Raw genomic sequence first — 17,208 nt, 5'->3', positions numbered from 1 at the left:
GTTTTATCCTATTTATTTATTTATTTATTTATTTATTTAAAGTTAATATTATTCAGTTGTTGTTTGATCGTCAGATTCATTTGTTTCAGCGTTATCTTCAATGGCATCATCTTCATCTTCATTCAAAATTTTGGCTACGGCAGCAATTTCATCATCACCTTTTAAAGATATCAATCTGACCCCTTGCGTAGATCTACCCATTGTTCTAATATCAGACACAGACATTCTAATTGCTACACCAGATTTCTTGATAATCATCAAATCATCATCATCTTTTACGGTTTTCATAGCAACTAACTCACCTGTTTTTTCTGAAATAGAAATGGTTTTTACACCTTTTCCTCCTCTATTGGTTATTCTGTAAACTGGCTCACCATCTTGGTCATCAATGAAAGTCCTTTTTCCATAACCTTTTTCTGAAACAACTAAAACTGTTTCATCTTGCGGATGTTTTACACAAATCATGCCGATAACCTCGTCTTTATCTGAAGCTAAAGTTACACCCTTGACTCCAGCAGCTCCTCGACCCATTGGTCGGATGTGTTTTTCTTCAAATCTTAAGGCTTTACCGCTTCTTAATCCTAACATCACTTGGTTTTCACCATCTGTTAAGACAGCCGATAGTAATTCATCACCTTCTTTTATAGAAATAGCATTAATACCGTTAACGCGAGGTCTAGAATACTGTTCAAGAACAGTTTTCTTAACTTGACCTTTTTTGGTTACCATCAATACATAGTGATTATTGATGTATTCCTCATCAGAAAGATTTTCGACTAGAATAAAGGCATTGATTCTATCGTCTGGATCCAAATTCATCAGGTTTTGAATAGCTCTACCTTTACTTGTTTTACTTCCTTCAGGAATTTCAAAAACTCTCATCCAGAAACATTTTCCCTTTTGAGTGAAGAATAGAATGTATTGATGGTTGGTTCCTGAAAAGATATATTCTAAGAAATCTTCGTCTCTTGTTGTAGAAGCTTTTTGACCAACTCCGCCTCTATTTTGAGTTTTATATTCTTTGAGGGGGGTCCTTTTAATATAGCCAGCATGAGAAATAGTTAGAACAACACTTTCATTTGGTATCATGTCTTCCATACTGAAGTCACCACCAATCATGTTTATTTCTGAACGACGCTCATCACCGTACTTATCTTTTATTTCTGTAAGTTCATCTTTAATAATTTCCATCCTACGAGGCTCGTTGTCGAGAATATCTTTAAGATCTTCAATAGTGACCATTAAGTCATTATATTCAGATCTCAACTTATCCTGTTCAAGACCTGTAAGTTGTCTTAAACGCATTTCAACAATTGCCTTAGCCTGTGTTTCGGAAAGCTCAAAACGTTGTATCAACTTACCTCGAGCTTCTTCGGCATTTTGAGAACCTCTTATCAAAGCAATCACTTCATCAATATTGTCTGATGCAATGATTAAACCTTCAAGAATATGAGCTCTCTCTTCAGCCTTACGAAGTAAATATTTAGTCCTTCGTATAACAACTTCATGCCTATGCTCAACAAAATTGTAAATGATGTCTTTTAGATTAAGCATTTGAGGTCTTCCTTTCACTAGTGCGATATTATTTACACTGAAAGTAGACTGAAGTGCTGTATGTTTATATAGGGTATTTAAAACAACGTTTGGTAACGCGTCTTTCTTTAAAATATAGACGATACGCATTCCATTTCTGTCAGATTCATCTCTGATCAATGAAATACCTTCAATTTTTTTATCATTAACCAAATCAGCAGTTTTCTTAATCATATCTGCTTTGTTGACTTGGTAAGGAATTTCAGTAACTATGATACATTCCTTGCCTTTGACTTCTTCTATTTCGGCTTTAGCACGCATGACAACTCGACCACGTCCTGTCATAAAGGCATCTTTCACACCTTCATAGCCATATATTATGCCTCCTGTAGGAAAATCTGGGGCTTTGATGTAGGTCATCAACTCTTCAATCGAAATATCTCTATTATCGATATAAGCTCTTACACCATCGACAACTTCTGTAAGGTTATGGGGTGGCATATTGGTAGCCATACCAACGGCAATACCGCTTGCGCCATTGACTAATAAATTTGGAACTCTCGTAGGAAGAACAGTTGGTTCTTCCAGGGTATCATCAAAATTTAATGTAAAATCGACAGTTTCTTTATCAATATCAGCAAGCATTTCCTCGCTGATTTTCTGCATTCTGGCTTCTGTATACCTCATTGCAGCAGGGCTATCCCCATCAACAGACCCAAAGTTACCTTGACCATCGACAAGCTGATACCGCATACTCCATTCCTGAGCCATTCTTACCATGGCATCGTAAACTGAAGTATCACCGTGAGGGTGGTATTTACCTAAAACTTCACCAACTATTCTTGCTGATTTCTTATGTGATTTATTGGAGAATATGCCAAGCTCCTGCAACCCAAAAAGGACTCTTCTATGTACTGGCTTAAGACCGTCTCTCACATCCGGAAGCGCTCTAGAAACAATAACAGACATCGAATAATCGATGTAAGCTGTTTTCATTTCATCTTCAATATTAATTGGTATTAGCTGTTCACCGTTCGCCATTTAATTCAATTTAAATTAATATTTTAAAATATTTATAAATATTGTAATTCAACAACTATTAAGTTGCTAATTAGCAAATATACAAAACCTATCAAATCCTTAAAGACCCTTAAACTTGAAATGCAAACTTTTTTTGAATTCATATTTAATAAGATTTTCACTATTGAAATAGCATATATCAGTAATAAGGTATTATTTTTGAGTAATGTCTAATAAATTTAAAGACTATGGATGATAATTTCTCACCGAAAGTAAAAGAAGTAATTGCATATAGTAAAGAAGAAGCTTTACGTTTAGGTCACGATTTTATAGGAACTGAGCATCTTATGCTTGGTTTACTTCGTGATGGCAGCGGAAAAGCAATCAATATACTTGATGCGATGAATATTGACTTGGAGCTGTTGAGAAGAAAAGTTGAAATTTTAAATCCTTCAGACCACACCAATACAGATATATCTCAAGAAAAGAAAAATCTACATTTAACGCGACAAGCTGAAAGAGCTCTAAAAACTACCTTTTTAGAAGCTAAACTATTTCAAAGTTCTTCAATAAATACTGCTCATTTGTTGTTATGTATTTTAAGAAACGAAAATGATCCAACCACTAAGCTGTTGAATAAGCTTAAGGTTGATTATGATAACGTCAAAGAAGAATTTAAAGCTATGATTACACAGGACGGAGATTACATGGATACACCGACAGATGCCTTTTCTGATGATGCCACAAGTTCAGGTGATTCTGGTAGAGAATCTCTTGGAGGTTCAGGAAATTCCAAAGGAAAATCCACTAAAAAATCTAAAACACCTGTTTTAGATAATTTTGGTAGAGACCTTACAGAAATGGCTCAGGAAGGAAAACTTGATCCTGTTGTTGGTCGTGAAAAAGAAATTGAAAGAGTATCTCAAATTTTAAGTAGAAGGAAGAAAAATAATCCTTTACTTATCGGTGAACCAGGCGTAGGTAAAAGTGCAATTGCAGAGGGTCTGGCCTTAAGAATTATACAGCGGAAAGTATCAAGAATACTTTATGACAAAAGACTTGTTACGCTTGACCTTGCGAGCCTTGTTGCAGGGACTAAATACAGAGGTCAGTTTGAGGAACGCATGAAAGCGGTCATGAATGAGTTGGAGAAAAATGACGATATCATTCTTTTTATCGATGAAATTCATACGATTGTTGGTGCTGGAGGCGCTACAGGAAGCTTAGACGCCAGCAACATGTTCAAACCTGCATTAGCTAGAGGTGAAATACAATGTATTGGTGCAACCACACTTGATGAATACAGGCAGCACATTGAAAAAGATGGTGCTCTTGAAAGAAGATTTCAAAAAATTATTGTAGAACCTACTTCTATTGATGAAACCATTGAAATTCTTCACAACATAAAAGACAAATATGAAGATCATCATAATGTTCTTTATACTGAAGAAGCCATAAAATCATGTGTCACTTTAACTAATAGGTACATGACAGATAGATTCCTCCCAGACAAAGCAATAGATGCTTTGGATGAAGCTGGAAGTAGAGTACATATTACAAATATCAATGTTCCAAAACGTATTCTTGAACTCGAGAAAAAGCTCGAAGATATTCGTGATGAAAAGAATTCTGTTGTAAAAAAACAGAAGTATGAGGAAGCTGCTAAATTAAGAGATGACGAGAAAAGAATTGAAAATGATTTGCAGCAAGCCCAAGAAGAATGGGAGAAAGATTCTAAAGAAAATAAAGAAACAGTAACCGAAGATCATATCGCAGATGTTGTTTCAATGATGACGGGGATTCCAGTTAAGCGTATAGCAAAAACTGAAGGTAATAAGCTTGCTGAATTACCAAAAACCATCAAAAATAAAGTTATTGGTCAAAGTGAAGCAGTAACTAAAATCGTAAAAGCGATTCAAAGAAATAGAGCTGGTTTAAAAGACCCAAATAGACCCATTGGTTCATTTATATTTTTAGGTCAGACAGGTGTTGGAAAAACCCAACTTGCTAAAGTATTGGCTAGAGAGTTATTCGATAATGATGATGCTTTGATTAGACTTGACATGAGTGAATATATGGAAAAATTTGCCGTCTCAAGATTGATTGGAGCACCTCCAGGATACGTTGGATATGAAGAAGGTGGTCAATTGACTGAAAAAGTAAGAAGAAAGCCATATGCTGTTATCTTACTTGACGAAGTTGAAAAGGCACACCCCGATGTGTTTAATATGCTACTTCAGGTTTTAGATGATGGACACTTGACAGATAGTCTTGGACGTAAAGTTGATTTTAGAAATACTATTATTATCATGACCTCTAATGTTGGTGCAAGAAAGCTTAAGGACTTTGGTACTGGTGTTGGGTTTGGAACAAAATCTCAAAAGCAACAAGAAGATGACAATACTAAAAAAGTCATTGAAGGTGCACTAAAAAAAGCTTTTGCCCCAGAATTTTTAAACAGGGTTGACGATGTTGTTATCTTCAATGCTTTAGAAAAAGATGATATCAAGAAAATTATCAATATTGAACTAGAAAGACTTTTTTCTAGAATAAATGATGTGGGTTATAGTTTTTCTTTGAGCGAATCTGCAAAAGACTTTATCGCTGAAAAGGGCTTTGACAGACAATATGGTGCGAGACCTCTTAACAGAGCGATTCAAAAATATATTGAGGACGCTTTAGCAGAAAAGATTATCAATTCATCTATTGTAGAAGGTGATACTTTGTATATGGACTTCGATAAAGAAAAAGATGAGCTAGTTATAGAGGTTCAAAAAACAGCTAATAAGGAATCTTAATTAGCTTAACAAAAAAACTCCTCTTGGGGAGTTTTTTTTGTTATAAATATAAAATCACTTACAATTAAAATACATGAAAGTCACTAAAACGACTTGGATATATGTTATTGCTGCACTCATTACCATCTATGGTATTGTAACTCGTCAGTTTATATTCTTATTGCTAAGTTTTCCTTTAGGCATATTCTATTATACTAAAGAAAACAATAAGAAAGACTAATAGTTAAATATTGATTAAAGCAATTCAATTTTTTGACTTAGACCGAGATTACCTCTACATTTATGATAAACTGTAAAAGATGAAGAAAAAAGATACATTATCCGAAACAATGAATGCATTGAGAGATAAAGGTTATACAGATGATCTTAATCTTCTTGATGACAAAATTGAGAATCGGACTAAAAGTAAAAAATACCCTATTGATGAGTTTGAAGTTGATGAATATTTTAGATTTGAGGGTATGGCAAATCCAGCTGATAATTCCATTTTGTATGCTATAAAAACATCAGATGGACATAAAGGAATGCTGGTAGATGGTTACGGAAAATCCGGAGGCCAAGTATCAGAAGAAATGATGAATAAACTGAAAATTAAATAAATAATAATTATATGAATTACTTAAACCTAGATAAAACCAAGACAAAAGATACTGTCAAAGAATTAAATATTCTTTTATCAGATTATCATATGTATTACCAAAAGTTGAGAAATTTTCACTGGAACATTGTGGGTCATAACTTCTTCGATTTACACGAACAATTTGAGGTTATGTATGACGATGCAAAGCTTAAAGTTGATGAAATAGCAGAGCGAATTTTAACTTTAAGATCTTATCCAGAAAGTAATCTTTCAACTTATTTAAAGCTGTCTAATTTGAAAGAATCAACTTCAGATAAAGAAGATGTTGAAATGGTTAGTGATCTTCTACATGATCATGGTTTGATTATTACTCAAATGAGAAAAGTTATAGAAGTTGCAGATGCTAATGAAGATGAAGGAACAATTGATTTAATTGGTGCTTACATTAGAGAGTTAGAAAAAACAAGTTGGATGCTTGATGCTTGGAATAACAAGCTATCAGATAAATAATAGAGAATAACTAAAGTTTAATTTTAAAAAATTTAATTTTATGAATTATCTAAATTTAGATAAATCAAAAACTAAAGAAACAGTAAAACAATTAAATATTTTACTTGCAGATTATCATTTATATTATCAAAAGTTAAGAAATTTTCATTGGAACGTTTCAGGTCATAATTTCTTTGACTTACATGAACAATTTGAGGATATGTATAATGATGCTAAAGTGAAAATTGACGAAATTGCTGAACGAATTTTAACTTTACGATTTCAACCCGAAAGTAATTTTACTCAATACCTTGATAAATCCAATTTATCTGAAGCTTCTTCAGATATAGAAGATTTTGAAATGGTAGCCACCTTGCTTAGTGATCATAGCAAAATTATATCTCAAATGAGAAATACTATAGATGTAGCAGATAAAAATGATGATGAAGGTACTATTGATCTTGTCGGAGCCTATATTAGAGAACTAGAGAAAACAAGTTGGATGCTTGATGCTTGGATAATGAAAAAAGAGGAAAAACAACATTCTTAAACTAAAAGATGCAAGATTCTGAAATAATCGAAAAGACTGAAAAGTCTTGGTCAGAGTTGTCTAATAATGTCATCAATTGGGTAGATTCATTAATTTTGAACCTACCCAATTTTTTGCTTGCAGTTCTTGTTTTGGTGCTTTTCGTCATTTTCGCTAAATATTCTAGCAAATTAGTCGATAAAATCTTCAGAAAAAGCAATGCCCAAGATTCTATTCGCACGGTTTCTGTAAAGGTTTTTAAAGTATTTATTATAGGCCTTGGTTTATTTTTATCCTTAGGTATCTTAAATCTTAATACTGTACTTACCTCTATTTTAGGTGCGGCTGGTGTTGTTGGTCTTGCTGTTGGTTTTGCTCTGCAGGGTACTTTGCACAATACTTTTGCCGGAGTAATTATAAGTTTTATTCCTAAGCTTCAGATAGGAGATTGGATTGAGACGAACGATTATGCAGGCTTTGTAGTGGATATCAATTTGAGAAGCGTAGTAATTCAGACAGTTGATTACAATTTAGTTATAATCCCTAATTCTAAAATTGTTGATGCGCCCTTTAAAAACTTTAGTAGAACACCTCGAGGTCGAATAATTTTGACCTGTGGAGTTGGTTATGAAAGTGATTTGCCAAAAGTTCAAGAAATAACAGTAAATGCTATCAAAGAGATTTTTGACCAAAGACCAGGGGAAAGCATTCAGTTCTATTATACAGAATTTGGTGATAGTTCGATAAACTATCAATTGCGTTTCTGGGCAGATGTTGGCAATCAGGGCGATGTTTATAAAGCCCAACATAATGCAATACTAGCAATTAAAGCAGCTTATAATGAAAATGACATTAATATCCCATTCCCAATAAGAACTTTGGATTTTGGAAAGAATAAATTTAGGTCTGAAAAGATTGATATTAGGAATATTAAAGAGTAAAAAAAATACCTCGAAGCCAAGCTATCGAGGTATTTTTTAATAATTATTTGCTTAGCGAATTAAATCATCTTCTGATATAACTTTTCGTACTGACAAACTACCCTTTCTACATCAAATTGTTCAGCAATAGCTCTAGCGCCAGATTTAAACTTATTTAAAACATTATCGTTAGATAAGATTTTAATTCCATTTTGAGCCATATCATCAATATCACCTACATTACTCAAATAACCAGAAATGCCGTGCTTGTTAACTTCCGGTAAACCTCCAACATTAGTAGAAATAATCGGAACTCTATGAGCCATGGCCTCAAGGGCTGCAAGACCGAAGCTTTCCTTTTCGGATGGCAAAAGAAAAAGATCCGAATAGCAAAGAATACGCTCTACTTCATTACTTTTTCCTAAGAAAATAACTCTATCCTTAATCTTTAAATCTTTGGCCAAATTGGAAGCTTTTTCTCTATCAGGTCCATCACCAACGATGATCAATCTCGACTTAATTTTTAATTGAATTTTATAAAAGATTTCAATAACATCATTCAGGCGTTTTACCTCCCTGAGGTTACTGACATGGGTAATCACTTTTTCGTCTTCAAAAGCAACCATATGACGTTTACAATCTTCAAAAGATTCTCTGAGATTGGAAATATCTATAAAATTTGGTACAACTTCAATTTTCTTTTTAATGTCAAAAATATCGAGTGTGTCGTTTTTTAAGCTTTCAGAAACCGATGTGACGATGTCACTCTTGTTAATGCTAAAGTTAACTGCTGGTTTGTAGAAAGAATGGCTACCGACAAGAGTGATATCGGTACCATGTAATGTTGTCATCATTGGCAACTTAATTCCTTCTTCCAATAGCATTTGTTGAGCCATAAATCCAGCATAAGCATGAGGAATAGCATAATGAACGTGTAAGATATCAATTTTATGTTTTTGTACTACTCTCACCAACTTACTGGATAGCGCCAGTTCATAAGGTTGATAATGAAATAATGGATATTCAGGAACCAGAACTTCATGGTAATGAATTGAACTGGACAAGTATTCCAGTCTTACAGGTTGTTTGTAAGTCACAAAATGTATCTCATGCCCACGTTTTGACAGTGCAATTCCAAGTTCTGTAGCTACTACTCCACTCCCCCCGAATGTAGGATAACACACTATGGCTATTTTCATACTTTAAATTATATATTTCAAAAGTAGAAGTTTGAAAAGTATCTAAGTCTTAAACTAATCTCAAATTAATTTTTCAATTGCAGACTTTCATAAATAAAACCTTGAATCTTGGTTCTTATGTCTTCTTTGATGAGTTTTGCGTTGGAAGCATCTGGATGAATTCTATTGGATAGGAAAACGTAGATAATTTCTTCTTCAGGGTCTGCCCAGGCATAAGTGCCTGTAAAGCCAGAATGACCAAAGCTCGACATAGAAATACATCCACAAGTTGGTCCCATATCTTCAAGCTGCGGTTTATCAAAACCCACTCCTCTCCTCACATTTTGCTCGCAGTAGTAGCAAGTATTAAATCTAGTCATAGTAGCTGGTTTAAAATAAGTTTTACCGCCAAAATCACCTCCATTTAAATACAATTGCATGAAAGAAGCTACATTACGAGCGTTTCCAAATAGTCCTGCGTGACCACCAACTCCACCGAGCATTGCAGCACCTTGATCATGGACAGTTCCATGAACAAGTTCATTTCTCCATTCTGTATCGAATTCGGTTGGTACAATTTCTTCCTTTTTGAAATGCTGTAGTGGGAAGAATTTTAAGCGATGAAGCCCCATTGGTTTGTAAAAAAAAGTTTCTGCTAAACTGCTCAATGAAGAATTTGATTCTTTTTCAATAAATTTTTTCAAAAAGTAATAAGGCAAATCTGAATATTTATATTCTAACGTATCTCTTAATTCGCTCTCAACAATCTCAGCATAAATAGAATCTCTATAATCTGTTCTTAGATACATATTATTAGCGACTTTTATACTAAATTCTTTAGACTGTTCGGTTTTGTAATAGTCGCTTTTATTTTCAAGAGTCTTTTTATAAAAAGGAATCCAAGGTTCTAATTTTGCATAATGCGATAGCATATCAAGGATGGTAATATTAGCCTTATTTGTGCTCGCAAGTTCTGGTAAGAGTTCGTGGAGTTTTGAGTCTAAACTAATTTTGCCAGACTCTTGAAGAGTCATTAAAATAGGTAAGGTTGTAAGAATTTTGGTAAGAGAAGCTAAATCATAAACATTACTGGACTCAACATTTATTTTTTTATCGTAGGTGTGAAATCCAAAATTTTTGTCATAAATAATTTTTCCCTTTCTAGCAATCAATATTTGCATACCAGGCGTCATCTCTTCTTCTAATGCATAATTAGCGAGTGAATCGATTTTAGCTTCAAAATGAGAGTTAAAACCCAAATTCTGTGAGTAGCCTACACCAAGTCGACCATTAGATTTCAATTTATAACCAGTTCCTAATGGAAAAGCTGAAGAAATGCTTACTGGCAGTTTACCATTTATAGATGAAGCTCCAAAAATTTGCTGAGCAGCTACGGATTGAGCTATATCACTATTCTGATATATTTGCAAGATCGCATCTATATTTATAAAACTCTGAAGATCAAGCAGACTGTAAGGTCTCGAAAAATTGACAAGTGTAACTTTATTTTCCTTTGAAATTGTGTTAATTAAGTTTAATTCGAAAGGAGTAAATTTATAATCAGTCCAAGGGTTTGCGTTTGACTTATGAAAGCCAATTATGACATGATCATAATCCAATTTTCCAGGATTATCAAGTATTGAATCCTTATTCTCAATCTTTTCAACATTGGCATAAATATTCATAGTTTTATAGAACTTATCACCACTATCATCACCGAGTTCCAAATACCCTATTTTTTGATATTCAATGTCATTTATTGGAAGGATCCCAAGGTCATTTTTTATCAGGGTACTTGAATTTTCAATTGCATGTTGATACAAGGCATCGTTTTCTTCGGAATTTAATTCTGCAGTTAAATTTGAAGTTTGGATTGCTTCAAAATCATTCAAACCAACTTTATACTTAGCGTATAATATTTTCTTCACTGATTTTTCCAGTCTATCCTCGGAAATCTCTCCGCTCGAAATTGCATTCTTTATGATCTGAATTGCTTTAGGAACGTTTTCTGAAATCAAAAGAATATCGCTCCCAGCTTTAAATGCTCTAAGATCAACTTCACCTGGAGAATTATTATCACTCGCTCCTTTCATATTTAAAGCATCTGTAATTACTAAGCCTTTAAAGTTAAGCTCATCAACAAGTAATTCAGAAACAATTTTTGGAGATAAGGAAGATGGATAGTTTGGACGGCTATCCAAGTTTGGGATATTGAGATGTGCCACCATGACACTACTTACGCCTTCATCGATTAAAGCTTTAAAAGGTTCCAATTCTACATTTCGAATGCGATCTGCAGAAAAATTAATTGTTGGTAGCGTTTTATGTGAGTCTTGCTGAGTGTCGCCATGTCCTGGGAAATGTTTTGCACTTGTCAAGATGCCAGCTTCATGCATGCCTTTCATTAGAGCAACGGAGTGAGAAATAACGATGTCTTTGCTTTCACCAAAAGACCGGTTGCCAATAATTGGATTTTCAGGATTGGTGTTTATATCTGCTACCGGGGCAAAATTGATATGAACTCCAAGCCTTTTATTGTGTCTACCTATCTGATATCCTACTTTTCGGACGATACTTGTATCCTGGATTGCACCCAAAGTCATATTCCAGGGGAAAGCGTAAGTAGAATCCAAACGCATGGATAGCCCCCACTCTGCATCCATACCTATAAGTAATGGAACTTTATTTTCGGTTTGAATATCGTTAGTGAATTGCGCTTGTCTATATGGTGTTCCTTTAGAAAAAATGACACCTCCAATATGGTTTGATTTGATAAAGCGCTTTATGGATTCAAGTTCACTATCAGATTTGTTTGTAAAAACATCGATCATAAACAATTGACCAATTTTTTCTTCCAAACTCAAGCTCGAATAAACAGATTCTACCCATTTCCTCTGCTTGTTGATATCTTCAGAAAACAGACTGCTTTGTGAAAAAACACAATTGAATGAAAAAAAAGTCATCATAACGACGACTTTCAAATAGTTTTTAGAAATCATATAAAATTATAGTAAACGGCTGTGCCAGCTCTCCGTCATTGGCACTTCCCAAAATTCTTTATATTCAGCTTTTGTATTCACAAGATTATTGAAAACAATTGTTTGGGGAGAAACAGCTTTTTGCTTTACCATTTTTTTGAAATCCAGAAGTGGTTTAAAGGCGACGTATTCTCCATTTTTGAAACTTACATTCATTTTATCCAATAGATCCACGTTATATTCCTTTTCCAAACTTTGAATAAAATGGACTGATGCGTCTATTGAACATCCACTCGCATTTGCTTGAGACTCGTCGAGTCCCAGTATAATAAACCGATTATATCTTATTTCAAAACCAGCTTTCAAAGCTTGTCCATGAACAGTCCAACTCTTCAAGAATGCCTCAATCATAGGCTTGATTTCCTCTAGCTCACTTTCACTAAATCCTCTATTGGATTGAAAAACCCAGACTCGTGAAGAATCTGGTAATTGATTAAATTCTACTACCATATATATTTTATAAATCTTCTGCGTTTGCAATCATTTCAACAACATCCAAAACTGCAATATCATCTTGCTTTTCTTTGTTTTTAACTCCATCTGTCATCATTGTGTTACAAAATGGACATCCTGCAGCAATAACATCTGGCTTGACATCAACAGCCTGTTCAGTTCTATGAATGTTGACTTCTTTATCACCTTTCTCTGCGTCTTTGAACATCTGGGCACCGCCTGCACCACAACATAAACCTTTAGATTTACAGGATTTCATTTCAACAAGTTCTACTTCAAGTTTTCGAAGTAAATCTCTTGGAGCTTCATATTCTCCATTTGCTCTTCCAAGATAGCAAGGATCGTGATAGGTGATTCTTTTACCCTTAAATTTCCCACCTTCAACTTTAAGTCGTCCTTCATTCAATAATTGCTTTAAAAATTGAGTGTGATGAACGACTTCGTAGTTTCCACCCAAAGATGGATATTCGTTTTTAATTGTGTTGAAACAATGAGGACAAGCTGTCACAATTTTCTTTACCTCGTATCCATTCAAAACTTCAATGTTTGTCATGGCTTGCATTTGAAACAAAAATTCATTACCGGCTCTCTTTGCGGGATCTCCGGTGCAGCCTTCTTCTGTTCCAAGTACTGCAAAGTCGACATTTGTATTATTTAAAATCTTTACAAAGGCCTTGGTTATTTTTTTAGCTCTATCATCAAAACTACCAGCACAGCCTACCCAAAATAGGACTTCAGGTTGCTTTCCTTCTGCTAAATATGATGCCATCGTAGGCACGTTTAAACTATCACTCATTATTATCTCTTTTATTCTTTAAATACTTGAATTGTCTCCTTTTTGTCGACTAGATCAGTAAACTGACCTTTATATCTTGTAGCTTTTACAATATGGTTATCTATCCAATGGTAATTACCACCTCTAGGTTTCCCCATTAATAGACTATGGTATTTGAAACCATGTTTATTTAGCCAATCTTCGGTAACTTTTCTGTGCTCCTCAACTCTGGATGTAAAAAAGCAAATTTGATGTCCATCACCATACCATTTGTTCACAGTTTTCAATGCGTCTGGAAAAGGCTCACAGGTCGCCATTCTTTCCGGTTCTTCATTTGGGACATCGTCTGTGATTGTTCCATCAATATCAATTAAATAGTTTTTTACACCATCAGGTAAACTTGGACTAATTGTTTTGCCTTTTGAATCTTGCTGTTTTTGTGACATGATTAAGCTTCTTCTTTTGCCCAATCCAATCTATCCTGCTGGTTGTAAGGCCATGGTGCAGAATTATTTTCAATATTGGACATTGCATTATTTAGTTCTACAGGAGCTGCACTTTCTTCCATTACGAGATATTGTCTCATGTCCATTATGATAGACAATGGATCTATTCCTATAGGACAGGCATCAACGCATGCATTACAAGTTGTACATGCCCATAGCTCTTCACGACTAATATAATTATCTAGAAGCTGATTATCTGCTGTAACTTCTTCTTTATTATTTAATTTTTGACCAACCTCCTCTAATCGATCTCTGGTGTCCATCATTATTTTCCTGGGAGATAATTTTTTACCAGTTTGGTTAGCTGGACATTCTGAAGTACAACGTCCACATTCTGTACATGTATAAGCGCTTAATAATTGGAACCAATTAAGATCTTGAACATCACTAGCTCCGAATTTCTCAGGTATATCGTCATCACCTCCTTCTGGTTCAGCATACGGATCTGCATCTGGATCCATCATCATTTTCACTTCTTTAGTGACAGCATCAAGATTTTTGAATTTTCCTAAATCATCAAGTCTTGAAAAATATACGTTTGGAAAAGCAAGTAAAATATGAAGGTGTTTTGAATAATATAAATAATTCAGAAAAATTAGAATTCCAACAATATGAAGCCACCAAGCTGTTCTCTCAACGATTACAAGTGATTCTACACTCATCCCATCAAAAAGCGGTAGCAAATATTGACTAATAGGAAATGAACCTGTAATACCAGCTTCACTGGCATAATGAGATGCACCGAGTAGTTGTAACTGATAGTCTGTAGCATTCATGGTTAGGAAAAGTACCATTAACACGACCTCAAAATAAAGAATATAATTCGCATCATTTTTAGGCCACCCTTTTAATTCTTTAGACATAAACCTTTTAATGTTCATCATGTTTCTTCTTATCCAAAACAGGATAACACTTACAAGTACAAGGAATGCTAAGATTTCAAAACTACTAATCAAAAAATCGTAAACAGGTCCAAGAAATCCGAAAATTCTATGAGTTCCAGCAATACCGTCAATCATGATTTCAAGCACTTCGATGTTTATGATTATAAATCCCACGTAGACGATGATATGTAAAATTCCGGCGATAGGTCTTGCAACCATTTTGGACTGACCCAAAGCCACCCTCATCATTTTCTTAAACCTTTGATCTTTTCTGTCAGATTGATCAATTTCCTTACCTAAATTGATATTCCTTTTTAGCGAAGAAACGTTTTTAATGAAAAATAAAACAGCTCCAACTAAAACTATTATAAATAAAATCTGTGGTAAATATTCTAGCATTTTTTTTAATCTTCAGGGTTGTTATACTCTTTATTTTTTTTACCAAATACTGAAAAATGAACATAACGCTTAGGATTTAATTTTAAATCTCTCATAAGCTCTTCCATCTCTTTTGTAGCGTTTTCAATATTTTGATAAAGTTGATCATCATTCAGTAATTTACCTAAACTTCCTTCCCCGCTGTTCAATTTGCTTGAAATTTCATTCAGGTTTAACAGTGTTTTATCTGCATTATGAGCGATACTTTTAAACTCAATTTGGGATAAAGAATCTGTAATCTTTGAAAGATTATCTGCAGTCTGAGTGAATTTATCTATAGACAGGTTTATTTTATCTCTATTTGTATCTAATATGCCTTCCATTTTGGAAGAAGATGAGTTTAGTGAAGCCAAGGTTCCATTAAGACTCTTTATAGATTCTTTTAAATTATTTCTTGTTTGTGCATCCAGAATATAATTAATTGATCCAAGTAAGGTATCGATTTCTACAACAGCATGAGAAATTTTATCCTTCAATGGTGTTAGTTTCTCGTTTACTAGTTCTATTAAACCTTCTTCAACAGCAGATGGCAAAGTATCACCAGATTTTGCAAAATTACTGAAGTCTTCCCCTAGCTCAATTTTCATCGATTTTCCGCCTATCAGTCCTCCTCCATAAATTTTGGCAACACTTTCTTTAGGAAAAGTGAAATTGTCGCTCATATTCATTGTAACCAATAATTCACCAGATTCGATAAAATCAATTTTGGTAACTGAGCCTACTTGATATCCATTGATAGTAACTGGTGCTGATTGGTTTAGACCTTCGACATTATCATAAACCGCATAAAAAGTTCGTGATGTATTAAATAAGTTATTTCCTTTAAGGAAATTGTAACCAAAAATAAATAAGGCTACTGCAACAATGGCTAAAATGCCAACTTTTACTTCTTTTTTCAAAGGATAATGTTTTGTTTCAAATGTAGTAAACTTTAATGAAAACTAGTTGTTAACTCTTGTATTGAGCGCTTCTTTTATTGAAATTTTTTCACCTACAGAATTGAAAGCAACAATAAATGCAGATGTATAACCCTCTGCTTTAGCTCTATCTCTTAAGGTTTGTGCACTCATGTAATTATTTGTTTCTCCAAATAGATATTTGAACAAGTCATTTTCTTGATATCTTGATATTGGCGACAGTTTTTTAAAATTTTCTGGACTTGGATCAATTTTTCTTGAACTTGCAGCTAATTGAATTTTAAATTTCACTGTAGAAAAATCTTCCATGACATCGCTAGAGTTTACTTTGTATTCGCTAAGCTCTGCCTCTAAAGCTTTTACATTAATAATGTTTTTATAATTATTGATACCGTCGACAATTGCATCTGCAAGTTTAGTTTGACCGGTAACAGAATTTAAAAAGGCGCCCTCAGCTTTATTGGTCAAAAATCCAGTTTCGATCAAAACACTTGGCATATAAGTTTCTCTCAATACTAGAAATCCTGCTTGCTTTACACCTCTATTTTTTAAATTCATTGTGCTTGAAAATTGCTTCTGAACAAAATCGGCAAGCAAAGCACTTTGATCCAAAAATTCTTCTTGCATGATTGAAAATCCAATATAAGATTCAGGTGACTCGGGATCAAAACCATCGTATTTTATTTGATAATCATCTTCAAACTTTATTACTGAATTCTCTTTCATTGCAATTTCCAAATTGTCCTTGTTTCTATGTAAACCTAAAACAAAAGTTTCTGTGCCTGATGGAGCACTATTATTTACACCATTACAATGTATTGACACAAACAGATCAGCATTAGCCATATTTGCAATTTCAGCCCTTTTGTCCAATGGAATAAACACATCTTTATCTCTTGTATAAATTACCTCTAGGTCTTCATATTTCTTAAGCTGCTCCCCAACCTTAAGAACAATCTTGAGTGCTATATCTTTTTCAAAATAATTATTACCAGTGTTGCCTGCATCTTTACCACCATGTCCAGCGTCCAAAACCACTATAAATTTTTTAGAAGCAGATTGAGCGTAAGTCAAATTTACACTCGAATTAAAAATGAATAAAAACAATAATAATTGGAGACTAAAGTTAGGTCTAAACATGGATTTTATA

Annotated in this window: 14 protein-coding genes; 5 read left to right on the top strand and 9 right to left on the bottom strand. The window is 33.9% G+C overall.

The features are described 5' to 3' along the window. Nucleotides 1-48 precede the first annotated feature (48 nt). Complete coding sequence (gyrA, locus tag LB452_RS10225) at nucleotides 49-2,574, bottom strand: DNA gyrase subunit A (protein WP_224461646.1); 2,526 nt, start codon at nucleotides 2,572-2,574, stop codon at nucleotides 49-51. A gap of 227 nt (nucleotides 2,575-2,801) precedes the next feature. Between gyrA and LB452_RS10220 the strand changes: the two genes are divergently transcribed. From LB452_RS10220 to LB452_RS10200, 5 genes are all read left to right on the top strand, one after another. Beyond that, complete coding sequence (locus LB452_RS10220; RefSeq protein WP_224461645.1) at nucleotides 2,802-5,351, top strand: ATP-dependent Clp protease ATP-binding subunit; 2,550 nt, start codon at nucleotides 2,802-2,804, stop codon at nucleotides 5,349-5,351. Between the two features lie 299 nt (nucleotides 5,352-5,650). Further along, on the top strand, nucleotides 5,651-5,950 hold the full coding sequence (locus tag LB452_RS10215; protein WP_224461644.1) for a phosphoribosylpyrophosphate synthetase: 300 nt from the start codon (nucleotides 5,651-5,653) through the stop codon (nucleotides 5,948-5,950). A gap of 11 nt (nucleotides 5,951-5,961) precedes the next feature. After that, nucleotides 5,962-6,441: a Dps family protein gene (locus LB452_RS10210; protein ID WP_224461643.1), complete on the top strand. Its 480-nt coding sequence runs from the start codon at nucleotides 5,962-5,964 to the stop codon at nucleotides 6,439-6,441. Nucleotides 6,442-6,481: 40 nt separating this feature from the next. Continuing rightward, on the top strand, nucleotides 6,482-6,970 hold the full coding sequence (locus tag LB452_RS10205; protein WP_224461642.1) for a Dps family protein: 489 nt from the start codon (nucleotides 6,482-6,484) through the stop codon (nucleotides 6,968-6,970). Nucleotides 6,971-6,978: 8 nt separating this feature from the next. Further along, on the top strand, nucleotides 6,979-7,890 hold the full coding sequence (locus tag LB452_RS10200; protein ID WP_224461641.1) for a mechanosensitive ion channel family protein: 912 nt from the start codon (nucleotides 6,979-6,981) through the stop codon (nucleotides 7,888-7,890). 59 nt (nucleotides 7,891-7,949) lie between these two features. Here LB452_RS10200 and bshA read toward each other — a convergent pair whose 3' ends face one another. The 8 genes from bshA to LB452_RS10160 all read right to left on the bottom strand — a co-directional run bounded on the left by bshA (nucleotide 7,950) and on the right by LB452_RS10160 (nucleotide 17,198). After that, nucleotides 7,950-9,068, bottom strand: a complete 1,119-nt coding sequence (gene bshA / locus LB452_RS10195; RefSeq protein ID WP_224461640.1) for an N-acetyl-alpha-D-glucosaminyl L-malate synthase BshA — start codon at nucleotides 9,066-9,068, stop codon at nucleotides 7,950-7,952. Nucleotides 9,069-9,133: 65 nt separating this feature from the next. Then, entirely contained in the window at nucleotides 9,134-12,010 is a 2,877-nt protein-coding gene (locus LB452_RS10190; protein WP_224461722.1) for a glycoside hydrolase family 3 N-terminal domain-containing protein, read from the bottom strand. A 42-nt stretch (nucleotides 12,011-12,052) separates the two neighbouring features. Further along, a complete protein-coding gene (locus LB452_RS10185) occupies nucleotides 12,053-12,535 on the bottom strand; it encodes an ABC transporter ATPase (RefSeq protein WP_224461639.1) in 483 nt (160 codons plus the stop codon). Between the two features lie 7 nt (nucleotides 12,536-12,542). Then, the gene (locus tag LB452_RS10180; protein ID WP_224461638.1) at nucleotides 12,543-13,334 is read right to left on the bottom strand and encodes a (Fe-S)-binding protein; all 792 of its coding nucleotides are present in this window, start codon (nucleotides 13,332-13,334) and stop codon (nucleotides 12,543-12,545) included. Nucleotides 13,335-13,345: 11 nt separating this feature from the next. Further along, nucleotides 13,346-13,759 (bottom strand): LNS2 domain-containing protein, encoded by a 414-nt coding sequence (locus LB452_RS10175; RefSeq protein WP_224461637.1) that lies wholly within the window; start codon nucleotides 13,757-13,759, stop codon nucleotides 13,346-13,348. A gap of 2 nt (nucleotides 13,760-13,761) precedes the next feature. Further along, entirely contained in the window at nucleotides 13,762-15,102 is a 1,341-nt protein-coding gene (locus LB452_RS10170; RefSeq protein ID WP_224461636.1) for a (Fe-S)-binding protein, read from the bottom strand. Between the two features lie 5 nt (nucleotides 15,103-15,107). Further along, nucleotides 15,108-16,040, bottom strand: coding sequence for an MlaD family protein (locus LB452_RS10165; RefSeq protein ID WP_224461635.1), 933 nt, complete (start codon nucleotides 16,038-16,040; stop codon nucleotides 15,108-15,110). 42 nt (nucleotides 16,041-16,082) lie between these two features. Next, entirely contained in the window at nucleotides 16,083-17,198 is a 1,116-nt protein-coding gene (locus tag LB452_RS10160; RefSeq protein ID WP_224461634.1) for an N-acetylmuramoyl-L-alanine amidase family protein, read from the bottom strand. Nucleotides 17,199-17,208: the final 10 nt, after the last annotated feature.

The sequence above is a fragment of the Psychroflexus longus genome (assembly GCF_020164595.1).
Taxonomy (GTDB): domain Bacteria; phylum Bacteroidota; class Bacteroidia; order Flavobacteriales; family Flavobacteriaceae; genus Psychroflexus; species Psychroflexus longus.
Note: the sequence above shows the minus strand (reverse complement) of the source record. Positions and strands in the feature narration are given on the sequence as shown.

Bases quoted from the DNA above. Each gene is read 5' to 3' on its own strand.
- LB452_RS10205 (WP_224461642.1), top strand. From the start codon at position 6,482: ATGAATTATCTAAATTTAGATAAATCAAAAACTAAAGAAACAGTAAAA.
- LB452_RS10190 (WP_224461722.1), bottom strand. From the start codon at position 12,010: ATGACTTTTTTTTCATTCAATTGTGTTTTTTCACAAAGCAGTCTGTTT.
- LB452_RS10200 (WP_224461641.1), top strand. From the start codon at position 6,979: ATGCAAGATTCTGAAATAATCGAAAAGACTGAAAAGTCTTGGTCAGAG.
- LB452_RS10175 (WP_224461637.1), bottom strand. From the start codon at position 13,759: ATGTCACAAAAACAGCAAGATTCAAAAGGCAAAACAATTAGTCCAAGT.
- LB452_RS10185 (WP_224461639.1), bottom strand. From the start codon at position 12,535: ATGGTAGTAGAATTTAATCAATTACCAGATTCTTCACGAGTCTGGGTT.
- gyrA (WP_224461646.1), bottom strand. From the start codon at position 2,574: ATGGCGAACGGTGAACAGCTAATACCAATTAATATTGAAGATGAAATG.
- LB452_RS10210 (WP_224461643.1), top strand. From the start codon at position 5,962: ATGAATTACTTAAACCTAGATAAAACCAAGACAAAAGATACTGTCAAA.
- LB452_RS10160 (WP_224461634.1), bottom strand. From the start codon at position 17,198: ATGTTTAGACCTAACTTTAGTCTCCAATTATTATTGTTTTTATTCATT.
- LB452_RS10220 (WP_224461645.1), top strand. From the start codon at position 2,802: ATGGATGATAATTTCTCACCGAAAGTAAAAGAAGTAATTGCATATAGT.
- LB452_RS10215 (WP_224461644.1), top strand. From the start codon at position 5,651: ATGAAGAAAAAAGATACATTATCCGAAACAATGAATGCATTGAGAGAT.
- LB452_RS10170 (WP_224461636.1), bottom strand. From the start codon at position 15,102: ATGCTAGAATATTTACCACAGATTTTATTTATAATAGTTTTAGTTGGA.
- LB452_RS10180 (WP_224461638.1), bottom strand. From the start codon at position 13,334: ATGAGTGATAGTTTAAACGTGCCTACGATGGCATCATATTTAGCAGAA.
- bshA (WP_224461640.1), bottom strand. From the start codon at position 9,068: ATGAAAATAGCCATAGTGTGTTATCCTACATTCGGGGGGAGTGGAGTA.